The sequence below is a fragment of the Alphaproteobacteria bacterium genome (assembly GCA_017308135.1).
Taxonomy (GTDB): Bacteria; Pseudomonadota; Alphaproteobacteria; order CACIAM-22H2; family CACIAM-22H2; genus Tagaea.
Genome location: JAFKFM010000012.1, coordinates 159,938 through 177,291, shown reverse-complemented (window position 1 = coordinate 177,291; position 17,354 = coordinate 159,938). Strand labels below are relative to the sequence as shown.

The 17,354-nt window shown below is 64.6% G+C and carries 18 protein-coding genes; 14 read left to right on the top strand and 4 right to left on the bottom strand.

Going from position 1 to position 17,354, the window contains the following annotated elements; all coding sequences use genetic code 11:
* Window positions 1-39 precede the first annotated feature (39 nt).
* From J0H39_22245 to J0H39_22235, 3 genes are all read right to left on the bottom strand, one after another.
* Window positions 40-1,311 (bottom strand): sugar ABC transporter substrate-binding protein, encoded by a 1,272-nt coding sequence (locus tag J0H39_22245; protein MBN9499487.1) that lies wholly within the window; start codon window positions 1,309-1,311, stop codon window positions 40-42.
* A 39-nt stretch (window positions 1,312-1,350) separates the two neighbouring features.
* A complete protein-coding gene (locus J0H39_22240) occupies window positions 1,351-4,041 on the bottom strand; it encodes a hypothetical protein (GenBank protein MBN9499486.1) in 2,691 nt (896 codons plus the stop codon).
* A gap of 365 nt (window positions 4,042-4,406) precedes the next feature.
* Complete coding sequence (locus J0H39_22235) at window positions 4,407-4,739, bottom strand: mannonate dehydratase (GenBank protein MBN9499485.1); 333 nt, start codon at window positions 4,737-4,739, stop codon at window positions 4,407-4,409.
* A 269-nt stretch (window positions 4,740-5,008) separates the two neighbouring features.
* Here J0H39_22235 and J0H39_22230 point away from each other — a divergent pair, with 269 nt between their 5' ends.
* The 9 genes from J0H39_22230 (at window position 5,009) to J0H39_22190 (ending at window position 12,067) form a co-directional block, all read left to right on the top strand.
* A complete protein-coding gene (locus J0H39_22230; GenBank protein MBN9499484.1) occupies window positions 5,009-5,467 on the top strand; it encodes a RidA family protein in 459 nt (152 codons plus the stop codon).
* Between the two features lie 10 nt (window positions 5,468-5,477).
* The gene (locus J0H39_22225) at window positions 5,478-6,260 is read left to right on the top strand and encodes an SDR family oxidoreductase (protein ID MBN9499483.1); all 783 of its coding nucleotides are present in this window, start codon (window positions 5,478-5,480) and stop codon (window positions 6,258-6,260) included.
* 2 nt (window positions 6,261-6,262) lie between these two features.
* The gene (locus J0H39_22220; GenBank protein MBN9499482.1) at window positions 6,263-7,105 is read left to right on the top strand and encodes a transketolase; all 843 of its coding nucleotides are present in this window, start codon (window positions 6,263-6,265) and stop codon (window positions 7,103-7,105) included.
* Window positions 7,053-8,090 carry a transketolase family protein gene (locus J0H39_22215; GenBank protein MBN9499481.1) on the top strand — a complete coding sequence of 346 codons (1,038 nt, stop codon included), beginning with the start codon at window positions 7,053-7,055 and terminating at the stop codon, window positions 8,088-8,090. Before J0H39_22220 ends, J0H39_22215 begins: the two co-directional genes overlap by 53 nt.
* On the top strand, window positions 8,090-8,884 hold the full coding sequence (locus tag J0H39_22210) for a transporter substrate-binding domain-containing protein (protein ID MBN9499480.1): 795 nt from the start codon (window positions 8,090-8,092) through the stop codon (window positions 8,882-8,884). The genes J0H39_22215 and J0H39_22210 overlap by 1 nt, the downstream gene beginning before the upstream one ends.
* 64 nt (window positions 8,885-8,948) lie before the next feature.
* Window positions 8,949-9,629, top strand: coding sequence for an amino acid ABC transporter permease (locus J0H39_22205; GenBank protein ID MBN9499479.1), 681 nt, complete (start codon window positions 8,949-8,951; stop codon window positions 9,627-9,629).
* Between the two features lie 4 nt (window positions 9,630-9,633).
* On the top strand, window positions 9,634-10,284 hold the full coding sequence (locus tag J0H39_22200; GenBank protein ID MBN9499478.1) for an amino acid ABC transporter permease: 651 nt from the start codon (window positions 9,634-9,636) through the stop codon (window positions 10,282-10,284).
* A complete protein-coding gene (locus tag J0H39_22195) occupies window positions 10,271-10,996 on the top strand; it encodes an amino acid ABC transporter ATP-binding protein (protein MBN9499477.1) in 726 nt (241 codons plus the stop codon). Before J0H39_22200 ends, J0H39_22195 begins: the two co-directional genes overlap by 14 nt.
* 27 nt (window positions 10,997-11,023) lie before the next feature.
* Complete coding sequence (locus J0H39_22190; GenBank protein MBN9499476.1) at window positions 11,024-12,067, top strand: LacI family DNA-binding transcriptional regulator; 1,044 nt, start codon at window positions 11,024-11,026, stop codon at window positions 12,065-12,067.
* A gap of 109 nt (window positions 12,068-12,176) precedes the next feature.
* On the opposite strand, the gene J0H39_22185 is transcribed toward J0H39_22190, so the two are convergent.
* A complete protein-coding gene (locus J0H39_22185) occupies window positions 12,177-13,187 on the bottom strand; it encodes a LysR family transcriptional regulator (protein MBN9499475.1) in 1,011 nt (336 codons plus the stop codon).
* A 204-nt stretch (window positions 13,188-13,391) separates the two neighbouring features.
* Here J0H39_22185 and J0H39_22180 point away from each other — a divergent pair, with 204 nt between their 5' ends.
* Genes J0H39_22180 through J0H39_22160 form a run of 5 tightly spaced genes read left to right on the top strand, consistent with a single transcriptional unit; the run spans window position 13,392 to window position 17,350 of the window.
* On the top strand, window positions 13,392-14,393 hold the full coding sequence (locus J0H39_22180) for an amidohydrolase (GenBank protein ID MBN9499474.1): 1,002 nt from the start codon (window positions 13,392-13,394) through the stop codon (window positions 14,391-14,393).
* Window positions 14,390-15,187, top strand: a complete 798-nt coding sequence (locus J0H39_22175) for an SDR family oxidoreductase (GenBank protein MBN9499473.1) — start codon at window positions 14,390-14,392, stop codon at window positions 15,185-15,187. Before J0H39_22180 ends, J0H39_22175 begins: the two co-directional genes overlap by 4 nt.
* A complete protein-coding gene (locus J0H39_22170; protein MBN9499472.1) occupies window positions 15,184-16,023 on the top strand; it encodes a sugar phosphate isomerase/epimerase in 840 nt (279 codons plus the stop codon). The genes J0H39_22175 and J0H39_22170 overlap by 4 nt, the downstream gene beginning before the upstream one ends.
* Window positions 16,020-16,562 carry a hypothetical protein gene (locus tag J0H39_22165; protein ID MBN9499471.1) on the top strand — a complete coding sequence of 181 codons (543 nt, stop codon included), beginning with the start codon at window positions 16,020-16,022 and terminating at the stop codon, window positions 16,560-16,562. Before J0H39_22170 ends, J0H39_22165 begins: the two co-directional genes overlap by 4 nt.
* The gene (locus tag J0H39_22160) at window positions 16,562-17,350 is read left to right on the top strand and encodes an SDR family oxidoreductase (protein ID MBN9499470.1); all 789 of its coding nucleotides are present in this window, start codon (window positions 16,562-16,564) and stop codon (window positions 17,348-17,350) included. The genes J0H39_22165 and J0H39_22160 overlap by 1 nt, the downstream gene beginning before the upstream one ends.
* The last annotated feature ends 4 nt before the right edge of the window (window positions 17,351-17,354 follow it).

Below are 17,354 nucleotides of genomic sequence, written 5' to 3'. Positions count from 1 at the left end.
CGGCGGGATCGGTGCCGCGTTGGAAACGCCGTGGCCGCATTACTGGACCCGGCGCATCGCGCGCGTCAATTCGGCGTCGAGATCGCCGATCATCTTGTCGATCGCGACGTTGTTGGTCAGATAGAGTTCGACGTGACGCATGAAGATCTCCTCGACCTGGGAGAAGTTCGGCGGTGCGGCGATCGGCAGGGCGGATTTTGCGCTACCGTAGAACAGATCAGAGTTGTCGGGAAATGCCGCGAATTCGCCGGTCGTGGCGATCGAACGCAAGGCCGGGATCGAGCGCTTCGTTTCGGCGTATTGGACCTGGGCGACTTGTCCGGTCAACTCTTTGACCAGTTCCCAAGTGAGATCGGGATTCTTCGTGGCTTTCGTAATGCCGAGGCCGCCGACGCCGAACACCGTCACATCCTTGCGCTGATAAGGCATCATCGTCACGCCGACGTTCTTGAGCCCGTTCTGGAGCAATAGCGGGACCGGCCAATGACCGGCCGAGATCATCGCGACTTGCTTGGCCACGAATTGCGGCTCGCCGGTGCCGCGCGCGAAATTCGGCGCGATCTTATGCTTGTGGATCAGGTCGTTGAGGAAGACCATCGATTCCTTGAACTTCGGATCGCGGATATTCGATTCCTTCCAGCCGGATTTCAGCTTGTCGGTATCGTTGGTCAGGAACCACGGCGCGATGCCGAAGTTATATCCCGGAACGAAATAGCCGTACTGCGTGACCTGACCGGAAGCGTCGCGCTTGGTCAGTTTCTGCGCGGCCTCGAGGAATTCGGTCCACGTCCAGCTCTTCTTGGGATAGGCGATGCCGGCGGCGTCAAACATGTCCTTGTTGTAGAACACCACGACGTTGTTCCAGTTGGTCGGGAAGAAGTAGAGCTTGCCGCCGGTCGCGTCCGACATTCCTTTCAGCAGATTGGGTTCGATATCGGCCAGCAACTCCTTGGCGCTGCTGTCGCGCGCGATCACTTCATCGAGCGGCAGGAACAGGTTCCTGCTGGCGACGGAGGAGAAGCCCTCGATCGCGACTTCATAGATGTCGGGCACGTCGCCCGACGCGACTTGATTCATGAACCCGCTGATATATTCGCCCCATTCGCCGAGCGGCTTCCACTGCACCTCGACCTTCACGTTGGGATAGCGCGCGTTGAAGCGCTTGATGCCGGCCTCCGTCACCGCGACGATCGACGGATTGGTGCGCTGATAGAGCTTGATCGTTCCCGTCGTATCGGCCGGCGGCGCGGCAAGGGCCGCCCCGGCATAGGCCGACAGGGCGAGAGCCGCCGCCGTCAGTAGCTTTTTCATGGTTTCCTCCGGGTTTTCTTGTTTGTCGTCGTTACGCGATTACAAATCCGCGATCTCGGGCAGGTCGCCCACGCCGATCGCGGCACTGTCGATGCGCAAGGTCGATCCGGCGCGCAGTTCGATCGGCGCGAAGTTAAGCGCCGCGTTGGCCGTATCGTGGCTCGACGCCAGCGCCTTGCCGTCGAGCGTGGCGCGCGCGCCGCGCGGCGCACCGCCCTGCAAGCGAAGCGCGCGCAGGTTCAACGTCCCTTCGCTGACCGAGAGCTCGAAGCGCTTCTCGGCGAAGTGCGCTGTGCCCCAGGCGGCCCCCGCCGACCAGAACGTGCGGAAGGCCGCACCCGAGCGGACCTTCGGCGCGAAGCCGATCAATCCGATGGTCGCGTCGAATTCGAATCCGGACAGCGCCAGCAATCCGGCATAAGCCGCCATCGATCGCGCGTAGTTCGATCCGCATTCCATTTCGTTCCACGGATTGCGGTTATGGCCGCGATAGCGGTCGCGCACGGCGGCGAAGACCCGCACGCCGTCGGCGACATTGCCGATTTGCATCAGCATCGAGCCGAACTGATATTCGCAGCCATGGAAAGTCTCTTGCGAATAGGGGACCGGGATCGTCGGACGGCGAGCACCCTTCGGCCATTCGCAAACCACGGTGCCGCTTTCGTCCTCGAGGCCGAAGACGCGGCAGGGATTGACGACGTCGCCCATGCGCTCTTTGAAATTGAGGCGCATGATCGCGCGCATCGCCTTGTCGACCTTCGCGGGCTCGTAGATGTCGCCCAGGCCGTAGATATTGGCGTGCCATTGCGCGAGGACCTGGTCGATCAAGCAGCCTTCGCCGATCTGGTACTTCACTTCGCCGTGCTCGGCGCTCCAATAGATATCGGTCATCGAGCCGACCAGGACGGGATTGACCGGCCCATCGTTGAACGCTTTGACCTGTCCCAGATCGTTGAGATCGACGCGGTGGTAGAAATACTCGCCGTTAAACAGATGCTCGTTCATCCAGGCCTTGCCCTTGGCGAAGATGGCTTCGTATTCGTCGGCGGTCGCCGTTTCGCCCAGATGGCGGGCCATCTTGGCGCCGGCGATCAACGCGCCGAGATAGAAGCCGGTGAGCCAGGAATTCGGCCCGAACAGCTCCATATCCAGCGTGTGGTGTTGAGCACCCCATAGAACGCCCGTCTTCTCGGGATCCCAGCGATCGTGATTGCCGGGATGCCACGCGAATTCGATCGCGCGTTTGACGGTCGGCCAGTTCTTGCGCAGCCACGCGTCGTCGCCGGAGAGTTTCCAGTCGCGATAGGTCTTCATCACGTTGCCGAATTGGCCGTCGGCGCAGGGCCGCACGTCGAAGCGGCCCACGCCTATCGGCAAGCATAGGCGGAACGACATGCCGCCATTCGCGGGGTCCATGTTGTGCGCGAAATCGGCGTCGCGCATCGAACGTTCCAGCGCGCCGAACAGATAGGGCAGGGTCTGCTGATAATTCCAGACATGCGTGCAACTGCCTTCGCAGCTGCCGTCGGTCGCGTCCGTGCCTTCGAAGCCGTAGAACGTGCCGTCCTCCAGGCGCAGCACGGTCGGCGATTTCAGAATGCTGACATTCGCCGAAACCGCGTCGAGCACGCTGTCGGGCATGGTCGTGCCGCGCAGCGCGTCGCGATAGGCGAGAGTGCGGGATTTCAGCGACGCCCAACGCTCGAAGGTTTCGTCGGCGACCGCGTCGACATCCGACCAAAGCGTCGCGTAGTGGTTCTTCCATACGCGGCTCGGATTCTTCGGCTCTTCGACATAGCCGAAGATGTTCAGCCAGTTCTTCTCGAAATTCGGGAAGTACCAGGCGATCGCGAAACGGATCGTGGCGCGCGCGCCCGGCGCGACCGTTCGATGCGCGGCCAGGCACGAATGGCCGCGATAGCGGTAGCGGCCGTCGGGGCGGCGGTTGATGTAGTTGTCGGCGTAGCTGCGATCCTTGAGCGGGCCGGGCGTCGCGATGTCCTTCCAGAACACCTCGAGCGAGTCGAACCAACTGCCGCGATACCATTCGTGCTGCCAACTTGTGCGCTTCTCGTCGGTCGCCATGATCAGCTGGCCGAAATCGGGCGAGCGCGGGTCGGCGTCGCGCGCGGAATTGACCATGCCGGTGGCGTGCGCGGTCTTGGCAACGCGGGCCGCATGCGGACCCTTCACGAGATTGCCGAGGCTGCCGACGATCGAATAGTCGATAGGCTTGTCGGTCGTGTTCTCGACGACGAACTCGAACATCGCCACCGGCATGCTCGATGCGCGCTCCTCGTGCGGGATCAGCGGGCTGAAGGCCAGCATATCGACCGTGCCGGGGAACTCGGGATCGCGCAGCGCAAGCTCGGCGGCGGGATAGAAGCCGTCGAATTTGCATTCGCGGAAATGGGGCAGGCCGGTCAGATATTCGCGACGCACGCCGAAGCCGAATTCGCGGACCGAGCCCGCGCCGCGATCGCCGGCGAAATTTCCTTTGAACGGGCCGTTCAACACGCGCGCGCCGATCACCTTGCCGCCGGATTCGGCGCGGATGGTGAAATTGGTGAAGCCGTTGCAGTTGCCCTTGTCGGGATGGTTCGCCACTTCCCAGTCGATCAGGCGGCCCGCCGCCGAAAGCCCAATCGAACCGGTGCCGATGCCGCCCAAGGGAAACGAGACATGCTGCGCGCGATCGTCGTCGTAATGAAAATAGGAGCGGCTCGACATCGTTTCCCCTTTGGCTTTCTTGCGCGCCGGCGTCGATTTCCGGGCCGGCTTTTTCGATACGCGCGCACCGTATTTCATGTCCTCTCCCCCTGTCTTGAACGCAGGTCATGATGACATTTGTACACATTGCGCCCCAAACAATGCGGTGTGGGCGTGACTTTTCCGGGGGGAGACGCAATCGGGAACGCGAACGCGCGGAGCGACGTTCGACCGCTTCAGCCGGCCAAGTGCCGATCGCGTGACCGAGGTCAGCGGAGTCCGAAGATGGAGATGTCGGCGGCACCCGAAAGGAATGTCAAAGCGCAGTATCGGTTCACGAAATGCCGCACCCTCCCGATCCCGCTGGCGGCCGACGTCTCCGCCCGCTAGCGCGCCATCGCGCGCTTCGCTTCCTCGATGCCGCGGTACAGGCCCCGCAGATAGCCGGTCGAGAATGCGCGGCCGCGATGACCCCGGGGCGTATCGGCGGTCATTTGGGGTACGTGATCGTCGATCAGGAATCGGTCGAAGCCGTTGGTCTTGAGGATACGTAGGATGCGCATGACGTCGAGATCGCTTTCGTCGATGAAGCATTCGGAGAAATCGGGCACCGAGCCCTCGATGTTGCGCATGGGCAAATAGAAGGCGCATTTCTGCCGGCTGAACTCGTCGAGCGCTTTGTAGACAGTTTCGCCGCCCATCTGGCCCCAGGTGCACACATAGAAGGTGAAGCCGTGATTGGGGCTGTCGCCGATCGCTTCTTATTGCCAAAAGCGCCGGCTTCGACTTTTCCGAGCCCGCGAGCGAACAAAGTCAGGCGCTTGTCTGGCGTTATACGGTGTTCGGAAAGTTTATTGACATCGCTGTCATTCGTATTTTATCACTATGACATCGATATCATTCGGACTGGCGTACCTTATTGGTGCGTTCAGCCGAACCGCGACGGGGGAGCAAATCCATCCGCGCGGAGAGGAGGAAGTGCCGTCAGATGCCCAGGACCGCCGTCCAATCCCGCTCGAAATCCGTCCGCAAGGGCGCATCGCGAAAATCGTCCGGCGCGAAGATCTGCTACGGCGACACGGTCGTGCTGGCCGGCGCGCATCGTATGCCGTTTTCCAGCGCCGTGCGCGCGGGCGATTTCGTATTCGTCTCCGGCGTCACCGCGATCGATCCCAATGGCGCGCATGACCTGGTCGGGATCGAGCCGCAGACGCGCCGCGTGCTCAACACGGTCCGCGATGTGCTGGCCCAAGCGGGCTGCACGCTTGCCGATGTCGTGAAGACGACCGTCTGGCTCGACGATCCGCGCGACTTCATGAACTTCAACCGGGTCTATCGCGAGTATTTCGCCGAAAACCCGCCGGCGCGTTCCTGCGTGCAATCCGCCTTGATGCTCGACGGCAAGGTCGAGGTCGAGGCGATCGCCTATCGGCCATTGACGAAGTGACGGTTCACAAATGACGAAAAGCGAAGAAAAAGTCGCGGTGGTGACGGGGGCGGCCGGCGGTCTCGGCCGGTCGATCGCGACGGGCTTGGCCCTGCGCGGTTGCCGCGTGGTGATCGCGGATATCGACGCGAAGAACGGGCGCGCGACGGCCGATGCGCTGACCGCCGCCGGCGGCAAGGCGGTCTATCTAGCCGTCGATCTGTCCACGCCGACAGGCCCCGAAACGATGATCGCGGAGACGATCGCCGCCTATGGGCACATCGATATTCTGGTGAACAACGCGGGCTATGGGCGCGGCGAAGGCTTCGCCGAGATGACGGCCGAAACCTGGGATCGCACCTACGCGATCAATCTGCGTGCAGTGGCGCTGGCCATGCGTGCCGCCGGTGCGGCCATGAAAGCGGCGGGGCAGGGGCGCATCGTCAACATCACGTCGCCCGCGTCGCGCATGGCGCTGCCCAACTACACCGCCTATTCGGCGACGAAGGCGGCGCTCGATTCCGTCACGCGCGCGGCGGCGGTCGCCTTGGCGCCGTTCGGCGTGCGGGTCAATTCGGTGGCGCCGGGCATGATGGACACGCCCATGCAGCGCGATACCGAGATCGCTTTCGCCATGCTCGAGGGGCGCAGCGACATCGACAAATTTCTGGCGGAGCGGACGGCCCGCATTCCGCTGGGACGGCGCACCGATTGCGACGAGGTCGCCGCCGGCGCGATCTGGCTCGCCCTCGACGCGCCCGACTACATCGTTGCCGAACGGCTCAACCTTTCCGGCGGTCTGGACCGCGATTGACGATGACGCAAAGCGCTTCACGCAACACCAACGATCTCGCCGCCGCGATGGCGGGGCGCGCGAAGAATCTTCGCCGCCACATGCTGCGCATGGCGCGCGGGCAGGGGCAGGGCTATATCGGCCAGGGCCTGGGCATCGCCGACATGATGGCGGTGCTCTATTTCTCCGAGCTGCGTTATTCGCCCGACGATCTGCAACGTTTCGACCGCGATCGTTTCCTGCTGTCCACGGGCCATTACTCGATCGCGCTGTGGGCGGCCTTGGCCGAGGCGGGCATTCTGCGCCACGACGAGCTCGACAGCTACGGTCGCGACGGCAGCCGGCTGGAGATGAGCGCCATCGACACGACGCCGGGTGCCGAGATCACCGGCGGCTCGCTGGGCCACGGCCTGGGTTTGGGCGTGGGCATGGCGGTGGGGATCAAAACCCTCGCCCCGCAAGCGCGCATCTTCGTCGAATTGTCGGACGGCGAAATGCAGGAAGGCTCGACCTGGGAAGCGGCGATGGCCGCATCCAGTTTCCGCGCCGACAATCTGGTGGCGCTGATCGATTGCAACGGCATCCAGGCCGATGGCGCGATCGTGCTGGATATGGAGCCGGTCGCCGCGAAATGGGCGGGCTTCGGCTGGGACGTGCAGGAAATCGACGGCAATTCGATCCCGGCCTTGCTGGCCGCGTTCGATGCCGCGCGCGCGCGCGACGGCAAGCCCAAAGCGATCGTGCTGCGCACACTGCCGGGCAAAGGTGTGGCGACGCTGGAGAAGCGCGAGAAGGCGCATTTCATCCGCGTCGATGCGTCGGAATGGGATCAGTTCGAACGCGAGTTGGAGGAAACCGGTGGCTGAAGCGCGTCGCACGCTCGGGATGGGCGAACAGGAAGCGGTGGAAGGCGCCACCGTCGAAGCGCCGTTCGGCAAGGCGCTGGCCGCCGCCGCCGCGCGGGACGATCGTATCGTCGGGCTCACCGCCGATCTCGGCAAATACACCGATATTGTGCCGTTCGCGACGGCGTATGCGTCGCGCTTCTACAATGTCGGCATGGCCGAACAGAATTTGATCGCCATGTCGGCCGGCATGGCGAAGATCGGCCGCGTGCCGTTTTGCACGACCTATGGCGTGTTCGCCACGCGCCGCGCATACGATTTCGTGGCGATCGCCTGCGCGCATTCGCATCTCAACGTGAAGATCTTCGCCGGTCTGCCGGGCCTGACCACCGGTTACGGCGGCACGCATCAGGCGATCGAGGATACGGGACTGATGCGCCTGATCCCGGGCCTGACGGTGATCGATCCGTGCGATGCGACCGATCTCGCCCAGGCGGTGGATGTCGCCTTGGCGACCGACGGGCCGTTCTATGTGCGCTTGCTGCGCGGTCTGGTGCCCGTGGTACTCGATCCCGCGACCTATAAGCTGCGCCACGGCAAGGCGACGGCTTTGCGCCAGGGGGCCGATGTCGCGATCGTCTCGACCGGCTTCATGACCCAGCGCGCGCTTGCGGCGGCCAATGCGCTGCAAGCGAAGGGCATTGCGGCGGGCGTTCTGCATGTGCCGTTCCTGAAGCCGTTCGACGCCGCAGCGGTGGCCGAATTCGCCGCCGCCGCGCGTTGCGTGGTGACGGCGGAAAACCATGTGGTGTCGGGCGGGCTTGCCTCGCTGGTCGCCGAAACGCTGTTCGACGCGGGGCTGACGCGGCCGATGGCGCGTATCGGCCTGCCGGACAAATTCATCGAATGCGGCTCCGTGCCCGGACTTCAGGAGAAGTACGGGCTGATGGACGCCGATATCGCACGGGCCGCGACAGGCCTGTTGGAAAAGAAGGGGAGGAAGTGATGACGTTTCTCGGAAGTTTGAAGGCGACGCTGGCCGCTTTGGCGGTGGCGCTCGTCGCCGTGGCGCCCGCCTCGGCGCAGACCATCGACGACATCGTCAAGCGCGGCAAACTGATCGTCGCGGTCGACGTCACCACGCCGCCCTATGGGCGCATGGGGGCGGACGGCTCGCCCGAAGGCCACGAGCCGGACATGGCGCGCGCGCTCGCCAAGCATATGGGCGTGCCGGTCGAACTCGTGCCGGTGACGACGCAGAACCGCATTCCGTTCCTGATCTCGAACCGCGTCGATATGGTCATCTCGCTGTTCTCGATCACGCCGGAACGCGCCAAGCAGATCTGGTTCTCGATCCCCTACAGCTTCGAAGCGAGCGTGCTGGTCGCCCCCAAGGGGACCGAAGTGAAGACGCTGAAGGATCTGGCGGGCAAGCGCGTTTCGGTGCCGCGCGGCACGATCCAGGACACGATCCTGACGGACGCGAACATCGCCGGCATCAACATCATGCGCTACGACGACGAATCCGCCGCCATCCAGGCGATGATGTCGGGCCAGGCCGAAGTCGTCGGCACCGGCAGCTTGGTTTCGCAGCAGATGAACCAGCGTCAGCCCGGCAAGGATTACGAGAACAAGATCACCTTGCGCTCGTTCCATCAGGGCGTCGGCATCCGCAAGGGCCAGACGGACCTGCTGCAATGGCTTAACACCACGATCTACTTCATGAAGAACACGGGGGAACTGCAAGCCCTGCGCACGAAATACATGAACCAGGAACTCGGCGAATTGCCGGTGTTCTGAGAATCCGGCCGGGTGCGCGCGCGACCGCGCACCCGGATTTCGGCGAAAAGGGGTAGGCGGGGCGTTGGACTACACCTTCCAATTCGATGCCGTATTCGCCAATTGGCCGCTGCTGTTCGACGGCGTGCTGCTGACGATCCGACTTTCGATCGTCACGATGGCGAGCGGCCTGCTGATCGGCATCCTGGGCGCCTATGTGCTGCGCTTCGGGCCGCGCTGGGGCATCGCGATCGTGCGCAGCTATGTCGAGGTTTTTCGCAACACGCCGTTGCTCGTCCAGCTCTTCTTCATCTATTTCGGGCTTCCGAGCATCGGCCTGCCGCTGTCGCCCAACACCGCCGCCGTCTGGGCGCTGGGCATCAATCTGGGCGCCTATACGATCGAAATCATCCGGTCCGGGCTGCTCGGCGTGCCGGCGGGCTTGGTCGATGCGGGGCGATCGCTCGGGCTCACCGATCTTAAAATCTATCTGCTGATTCTGCTGCGCCCCGCTTTGGTGATCTCGTTCCCGGCGCTGTCCAGCCAGTTCATCGTATTGCTGCTGGGGACGAGCGTCGTGTCGACGATCAGTGCCGAAGAACTCACCGCCGTCGCGAGTTCCATCCAGTCGCGCACGTTCCGCAGCTTCGAAATCTATTTGGCCGTGCTCGCCATCTATCTGGCTTTGAGCCTGACGGCCAAGGCGATCCTCTACGCGATCTCCCGGCGTTTCATCTACGCCCATCTCAAGATGATCAAGGGGTAGGGCGATGTTCCGCGAATTCGCCTGGCTCGACGTGATCTCGCTGCTGCGCGCGGCACAGTGGACGATCCTGCTGTCGCTGTTCGCGTTCGTCGCTGGCGGGCTCGTCGGGTTGGCGGTCGCGCTGGCGCGCGTGTCGCGCATCGCGGCTTTGCGTTACGCCATGATCGGCTACATCAATCTGATCCAGGGCACGCCGTTCCTGATCCAGTTGCTGGTGATCTATTTCGGCCTGACTTTCGTCGGGATTCGGCTCGACGCGTGGAGTTCGGCGGCGATCGCGCTCACCCTTTATACCAGCGCGTTCCTGGGCGAGATCTGGCGCGGCTGTATCCAGGGCGTGCCGGCCACGCAATGGGAAGCGGCGGAAGTGTTGGGCCTCAGCCATTTCCAGAAATATCTTTACGTCATCCTGCCACAGGCGCTGCTGGTCTCGCTGCCCGCGACGGTCGGGTTCCTCGTCCAGATCGTCAAGGCGACCTCGCTGCTGTCGGTGATCGGCTTCGCGGAGATCATGCGCATCGCCCAGACGATCAACAACGTCACCTTCCAGCCCTTTATCGTCTACGGCATCTGCGCAGTGCTGTATTTCCTGATCTGCCTGCCGCTGTCGCGCTTCAGCGTCTATCTCGAACGGCGGCTCCATGGCGTTGCTTGAAATCCGCGCGCTGCGCCGGCGGATCGGCGGCAACGAAGTCCTCGCCGGCATCGACCTCGATGTCGAAACGGGCGAGGTGTTGGCGCTGATCGGCCGATCGGGCTCGGGCAAGAGCTCGCTGCTGCGCTGCATCGGCGGGCTGGACGCGGCCGATAGCGGGCGCATCGTCATCGACGGAATCGACATCGCCGATACGGCGCGCAAGCGCGATTTACGCGAACGCATCGGCATGGTGTTCCAAAGTTTCAATCTGTTCCCGCATCTGTCGGTCGAAGGGAACGTCACGCTGGCGCTGCGCAAGGTGCGCGGCATTTCTAAAGCCGAAGCGCGCGACATCGCACACGCGATGCTGGAGAAAGTCGGCATCGCGGAGAAGGCGGGCGCCTACCCGCGCGCCTTGTCGGGCGGGCAGATGCAACGCGTGGCGATCGCGCGTTCGCTCGCCCTCCAGCCGCGTTTGCTGCTGCTTGACGAGGTGACCTCCGCGCTCGACCCGGAAATGGTCCGCGAGGTCCAGAACGTGCTGACGCTGCTGGCGGCCGAAGGCGTGACGATGATCCTGGTCACCCACGAAATCGACTTCGCGCGGGCGGCTTCCCGCCGGGTTGCGCTGCTGCATAAGGGCCGGATCGGCGAAATCGGTCCGACAAAGCAAGTCCTCGATACGCCCGCCACAGCGGAACTGCGCGAATTTCTCGGCTTCCGCCTATAATGCGCTCCGGCGATTCTGGACGGGGTCATGGCCGACGCGAATAACAACGGGACGGGTAAATCTGCCGCGCGCGGCGCGTCCGGCACGTTCAGCCTTTACGATATCGCCAAACGCGCGGGCGTTTCGCCGATCACCGTGTCGCGCGTGATCAACAAGCCCGAACTCGTTTCGGCCGAGACGCGCACGCGCGTTCTGCAGGTGATCGACGAGATGGGCTTCGTGCTCAACCGCCTCGCCAGCAGCTTTTCGCGCGCCGCCAGCCGCATCGTGGGCACGGTGGCGCCGCCGATCATCAATTTCGGCATCGCCGAACAGGTCCAGGGCATGTCGGACGTGTTCTCCACCAGCGACTATCAGCTGCTGGTCAGCCCCGGCGAGTTGTCGGGCGATCACGAGGGCCGGCAGGTGATGAACATGCTGGGCTGGCAGCCGGCCGGCATGGTGCTTCAGGCGTTTTCGGAATCTGACACTATGCGCGAGACTTTGCGCACGCGCGGCCTGCCGGTCGTCGAGATCAGCGAGATTTTCGGCAAGGAGCCGATCGACTGCGTCGTGGGGATATCGAACCACGAAGCGGCAAGGCGCATGACCCATTTCCTGGCCGAATGCGGCTATAAGCGCATCGCCTTCATGGGGGCGGTGTCGCACGGCAATGACCGCGCGACGCGCCGCACGCTAGGCTATCGCGCCGCGATGGCCGAACTCGACCGCAAGCCCGTCGACGTGATCGGACCGTTGCGCGCGTCCTACGCCGCCGATGGCTTGCGCGAAATACTCGAGCTTCAGCCCGATACGGACGCGATCTTCTGCGCCAGCGATACGTTCGCCATCGCCGCGATCCAGGAATGTCAGCGCCGGGGCCTCAAAGTGCCCGACGATCTCGCTTTCGCCGGCTTCGGCGATCTCGATTTCGCGGCGATCATCGTGCCAGCACTGACGACCGTGCGCGTCGATCGCTACAATATGGGGCGTTTGGCGGCGCAAACGCTGCTGCGCCGGATGCGCGGTGAAGACGACGTGCCGCGCGTCCAAGACGTCGGCTTCACGATCATGCGCCGCGCAAGCGCGTAGAACAAAATTTGGCAATTCAACCCCCGTCGCGCCCGCCATCGGGCCGTCCCGGCGAATCCCCGTGCCAATCTCGACGGCATGTCGCGCGCCGGCTTGGCGACGGTGGACGCTAAGCAAGTTTGGATCTGCGCAAGGGTTTGCTTCGCGTCGGCCGCCGCGGCTTCGCGTGCGGCTTGGATGGCGGTTTGTCGGGCATCACGCCGAACAACTCGAAATGCGAATTTTCGGCGCCGATTTGGCGCAGCGTCTCGCCGATCAGCGCGCAAAGTTTGGCGAACTCGGGCGCGGCCGGCGTTTCGGCGCCCCGCACCAATGATAGCGTGCGTTTGATATCGGGCCGTATGATCGGGCGCGCGATCAGCTTGCCTTCGGCCATCTCGCGCGCGACGGCACCCGCCGGCAGCACCGCGCAGGCGAGGCCTTCCAGCACGATGTCGATCATCGCCGGCATCGACGTGACGGGATAGACGATGCGCGGCTGCATGCCGTGCGCGCGCATCGTATCCTTCAGAATGCGCCGCACGACGTCGCCTTCGCCCGGCATGGTCAGGTCGATGCCGCGCAACGCCGCCAATTCGATCGGCTTCGATTTGGCGTGGCGCGAGCCGGTCGCCACGATCAAACAGAGCGACTCGTTCAAGATCGGCTCGATCGCGAGATCGGCCGCCGCGCGCGCCTCGAATGCGACCGCGACGTCCAGACGGCCGGATTGGAGCTGCTCGACGATTTGATTGCTCGGCCCCTCGACGATCGACAGGTGCAGCGACGGAATCGCGTCGCGCACGCGCGCCAGCAAACGGCCGGTCAAATATCCGGTCAAGCTGGCGGGCATGCCCACGCGCACCGCCAAAGGCTGCCGATCCTCGATCTCGCGCAGACGGCGTTTGAGCTCGGCCAAACGCGCGAGGATCTTGCGCGCTTCGTCGAGGAAAAGGGCACCGGCGGCCGTCGGTACCGTGCCGGCGGAATTGCGCGTGACCAGCCTTGCGCCGAACTCCTGTTCGAGCGCGCGCAACTGCACGCCCAAAGCCGGTTGGGCGATATTCAGCTTCGCGGCCGCGCGCGTGATGCTGCCGGTTTCGCAAATGCAAACGAAGCATTCGAGCTGTCGGCTACGCATTTCCGCTCCCCGAAAATCGCGGCGGCTCAAAGCCGCATTTTTGGGATACCGGGGCGCCGGGTTTAGGTCAAACATTTTCGGTATGACCGCGAAACGAAGGTGTCTTAGACGTCGCGGTCCCGGCTTTCCAAACTTAGGTCCAAGGAAACGGCATGTTGCGCCTGCGAAGGGCGCGCGACCGTTCGTTCGTGTTGGGAGAAGCGCGTGACGATCCAGACCGCCAAATGCATCGATCTGCACGCCCATGTGCGCTTGGCCGCGACCGATGGCGCCGCGGGGCCGCACGGGCCCGAGCAGGGCGTGGACGAGAAGGGACAGCCCTGGTACCGCGTCGGCAACTACAAAATCGTCGGCGTGAAGCACAAGAACTCACCCTTCACCGACCCCGATCTGCGCATTCAGCGGATGGACGCCGCGCATATCGACTTCCAGGTCGTGTCGCCAAGCCCGCTGACCTATTTCCATCATATTGATGCGCCGTCGGCGATCGCCTTCTGCCGCAAGTTCAACGACGCGCTCGCCGAATTGGTGCGCCGCTATCCCGGCCGCTTGGCGGGCTTCGCGTCGCTGCCGATGCAATCCCCCGACGCGGCGGCCGAGGAGTTGGAGCGCGCCGTGTCCGAACTCGGCCTGTGGGGGGCCGCGACCGGCACGGAATTCGCGGGCGAGCCGCTGCACAGCCCGGCCTTCGACAAGCTCTACGATATGTTCGTGCGCCTCGACGTGCCGCTCTGCCTGCACCCCGCGCCGGCGGGCATCGACGGCCCGCCCGGCGATCCGGCGTTGAAGCGCTTCGACCTCGACGTCATCGTCGGCTTCGCCGCGCAGGAAACCATTGCCGTTTCGACGCTGATTTTCGGCGGCGTGATGGAACGCCATCCCAAGCTCGACGTCTGGATCAGCCATGGCGGCGGTGCCGCCGTGTTCTCCGCCGGTCGCTTGGCGCAAGCCGGCCGCAAACGGCCTTGGGCGACGGCATCGATGAAGAAAGACGGCGCGTTCGAGGCGATGCTGCGACGCTTTTGGTTCGACGCGCATCTCAACGACGACGTGGCGCTGAAGCTGCTGATCGACAAGGTCGGCATCGATCGCGTCGTCTTCGGCACGAATTTCGCGGGGTGGGACCAACCCGAAGACGGGCAGCACGGTTTCGTGCCGCCCGTGTTCGCCGACAACGCGCGCCGCTTGCTGCGCAAAATCGCATGACCGCGCCCGGCGACGCAAAACCGCTGGCGGTGATCGCGGGCGGCGGCAACGGCATCGGCGCCTCGACCGCGCGCCTGATGGCTGCGCGCGGCTGGCGCGTTGCGATCGGCGATCTGGACGGCGCGGCGGCGCAAGCGCTGGCGCGGGAACTGGGCGGAACGGGTTTCGCGATCGATATCGGCGACGAAAAATCGATCGCCGAATTCGCGGCTTCGGCCGACGCGCTTGCCGGCGGCGCGCAGGCGCTGATCGTGACGGCGGCGGTGTTCCAGGACAATGTGCCGCCCGACAAGCTGCCGGTCGCGGAATGGGAACGCATTCTGCGCATCAATCTGACCGGCACCTATTTGCTGAACCGCGAATTCGGCCCGCGCATGGCGCGCCGGCGCCGGGGCAGCATCGTCAACGTCGCGTCGATCGCGGCGCTGGGGTCGATGCCCGTCTACGCCTATGGCACGTCGAAATCGGGCGTGGTCGCGCTTACGCAAAACCTCGCCGGCGAATGGGGTCGCGCCGGTGTGCGCGTCAATTGCGTATCGCCGGGATCGACCTTGGTGCCGCGCGTCGTCGAACGTATCGCGTCGGGCCGCTACGCCGCGCATCCGGGCGAATTCACGGCGCTAGGCCGCGCGGTCGAACCCGACGAAGTCGCGGAGACGATCGAATTCCTCGCCTCGTCGCGCGCATCGGCGATCACGGGCGTGAATATCCCGGTCGATTCCGGCTGGCATGTCGCGCAGACCTGGGCGCAGCATGGCGGCATGCGTGCGCCGCCGCCGGCGGAAGGGACTTGATCGCCATGCGCGCATTGTCGCTCGCCTATCATACGGCGCCGGAGCTCGCACCGCTTGGCGCAGTGCGCGTCGCGGCGCAAGCCGGTTGCACGCATGTCGGCATGCGTCTGGCGGGCGGGGCCGGCGGCGACGCGCTGACGCCGCTGGCGCAAGACGCGGCGATGCGCCGTGCGGTTCTCGGCGCCTTGCGCGACGAAGGCATCGGCGTGCTGGAAGCGAGCACCGTGCGTCTGACGCCCGCGACCGATCCCGCCGCGTTCGCACCGTTTTGCGATGCGGCGGCGGAGCTGGGCGCGCGTTTCGCACTGACCAATGCCGACGATCCCGAATTCGCGCGGCTTGCCGACAATCTCGGGCGGCTTTGCGAGGCGGCGGCGAAGGTCGGTCTCGAAACGCATTTCGAATTCGTCTCGTGGTCGGCGATTCCCGATCTGGCGGCGGCGCTGGAACTGCGCCGCGCGGTCGGCCATCGCAAGCTGAAGATCGCGCTGGACGCGCTGCATTTCGATCGCTCGCGCGGCGTCGCCGCGCAGATCGCGGCGGCCGATCCGGCGGCGTTCGGCGATTTCCATATTTGCGACGCGCCGCGCGCGGAGAACCCGTTGCGCGAGGAGCAGATCCATACCGCCGTTCACGCGCGTTTGTTCCCCGGCGATGGTGCGCTCGATCTGACCGGCATGCTTGAAGCGTTGCCGCCCGATCTGCCGATCCTGATCGAAGTGCCGACGCGCGAATTAGCGCGCACGACGCTGGCGCCGGCGCGCGTATCGCGTGCCGTGGCCGCCACGCGCAACGTGCTGGCGAAATGCCGAACCAAGTTGGAGGCCCCGATATGAGCGTTCCGCAATCCGCGCGCGCGATCCGCGCCATCGCCACCGCCGTCGCGGCCCATGCCGACGATCCCGCCGCATTGACGCGGGCGTTGCAGGTCCCGTTCGGGGAATTGCTGGCGCTGCCCGATCTGCGCGCCAAGGGCGTGCCGCGCGCGGGCAACCATGTCGCCAACTCGTTCTACCTTTATTACGACGGCGACCTGTCGATCCTGCTGTTCGAATTGCCGAAGGGCAAGCGCATCCCCGCGCATGATCACGGCAATTGGGAAACGATGGGGATCTATAGCGGCGCCGTGAAGCACACGGTTTACGAGCGCACGGACGATGGCGCCGTCGACGGCAAGGCGACATTGCGGGTCGTCGACGATCGAACCTTGATGCCGGGCGATACGGCGCTGGTGGCGCCGCCCGCCGACATCCATTCCTTCATGGCGACGGTCGACGATACGTGGGGGATCACCGTCGCCGCCGGCACATATCACGCGCAGCGCAGCTATTACGATCCCGAGAACGGCACCGTCGTGAAGAAGAAACCGCGCTAATGGAACTCGGTCTCGACGGAAAGACGGCGATCGTCTTGGGCGGCACGGCCGGTATCGGTTTGGCCAGCGCGCTGCGCTTCGCGCGCGAAGGTGCGAAGGTCGCGATTTGCGGGCGCGACGCGGATCGGCTGGAAGCCGCGCGCACCCTTATCGCGCAAGCGGGCGGCAACGTGCTGGCTTTCCGGGCCGATGTCGCCGACGAGAAAGCGTCTGACGCTTTCTTCGCCAAGGTCGCGGCGGAATTCGGGTCCGCCCATATCCTGGTCAACAACGCCGCCGGGCCCAAGCCCGGCAAGTTCGACGCGCTGTCGGACGACGATTGGCGGAAGGCGTTCGAAACGACGCTGATGTCCGCCATCCGCGCGACGCGCGCCGTGCTACCCGCGATGCGGGCGCAGCGTTGGGGGCGCATCGTCAATATCAGCTCCTACGGCGTGCGCCAGCCGATCGCGGGCTTGATGCTATCGAACGGCATTCGTCTGGGCGCCGTCGGCTGGGCCAAGACATTGGCGGGCGAAGTCGCGGCCGATGGCGTAACCGTCAACACGGTATGCCCCGGCTGGACCGAAACCGACCGCATGCGCCAAGTCGTCGGCGCACGCGCGGGGTCTGCGGGCAAATCCTACGACGCCGTCGCCGTCGATATCGCCGGAACGATTCCCGCCGGTCGCTTCGGCCGGCCCGAGGAGATCGCCGACGTCGTCGTCTTCTTGGCTTCCGAACGCGCGAGCTATCTGACCGGCATGGCGATCCAGGTCGATGGCGGCGCGGTGCAATCGCCGCTTTAGGGTT

What these genes read in the sequence shown, in the direction of transcription:
- J0H39_22165 (MBN9499471.1), top strand. Translation starts at nt 16,020, where the DNA reads ATGAGCGTTCCGCAATCCGCGCGCGCGATCCGCGCCATCGCCACCGCC.
- J0H39_22190 (MBN9499476.1), top strand. Translation starts at nt 11,024, where the DNA reads ATGGCCGACGCGAATAACAACGGGACGGGTAAATCTGCCGCGCGCGGC.
- J0H39_22175 (MBN9499473.1), top strand. Translation starts at nt 14,390, where the DNA reads ATGACCGCGCCCGGCGACGCAAAACCGCTGGCGGTGATCGCGGGCGGC.
- J0H39_22245 (MBN9499487.1), bottom strand. Translation starts at nt 1,311, where the DNA reads ATGAAAAAGCTACTGACGGCGGCGGCTCTCGCCCTGTCGGCCTATGCC.
- J0H39_22200 (MBN9499478.1), top strand. Translation starts at nt 9,634, where the DNA reads ATGTTCCGCGAATTCGCCTGGCTCGACGTGATCTCGCTGCTGCGCGCG.
- J0H39_22195 (MBN9499477.1), top strand. Translation starts at nt 10,271, where the DNA reads ATGGCGTTGCTTGAAATCCGCGCGCTGCGCCGGCGGATCGGCGGCAAC.
- J0H39_22220 (MBN9499482.1), top strand. Translation starts at nt 6,263, where the DNA reads ATGACGCAAAGCGCTTCACGCAACACCAACGATCTCGCCGCCGCGATG.
- J0H39_22215 (MBN9499481.1), top strand. Translation starts at nt 7,053, where the DNA reads ATGCGTCGGAATGGGATCAGTTCGAACGCGAGTTGGAGGAAACCGGTG.
- J0H39_22230 (MBN9499484.1), top strand. Translation starts at nt 5,009, where the DNA reads ATGCCCAGGACCGCCGTCCAATCCCGCTCGAAATCCGTCCGCAAGGGC.
- J0H39_22240 (MBN9499486.1), bottom strand. Translation starts at nt 4,041, where the DNA reads ATGTCGAGCCGCTCCTATTTTCATTACGACGACGATCGCGCGCAGCAT.
- J0H39_22185 (MBN9499475.1), bottom strand. Translation starts at nt 13,187, where the DNA reads ATGCGTAGCCGACAGCTCGAATGCTTCGTTTGCATTTGCGAAACCGGC.
- J0H39_22160 (MBN9499470.1), top strand. Translation starts at nt 16,562, where the DNA reads ATGGAACTCGGTCTCGACGGAAAGACGGCGATCGTCTTGGGCGGCACG.
- J0H39_22210 (MBN9499480.1), top strand. Translation starts at nt 8,090, where the DNA reads ATGACGTTTCTCGGAAGTTTGAAGGCGACGCTGGCCGCTTTGGCGGTG.
- J0H39_22225 (MBN9499483.1), top strand. Translation starts at nt 5,478, where the DNA reads ATGACGAAAAGCGAAGAAAAAGTCGCGGTGGTGACGGGGGCGGCCGGC.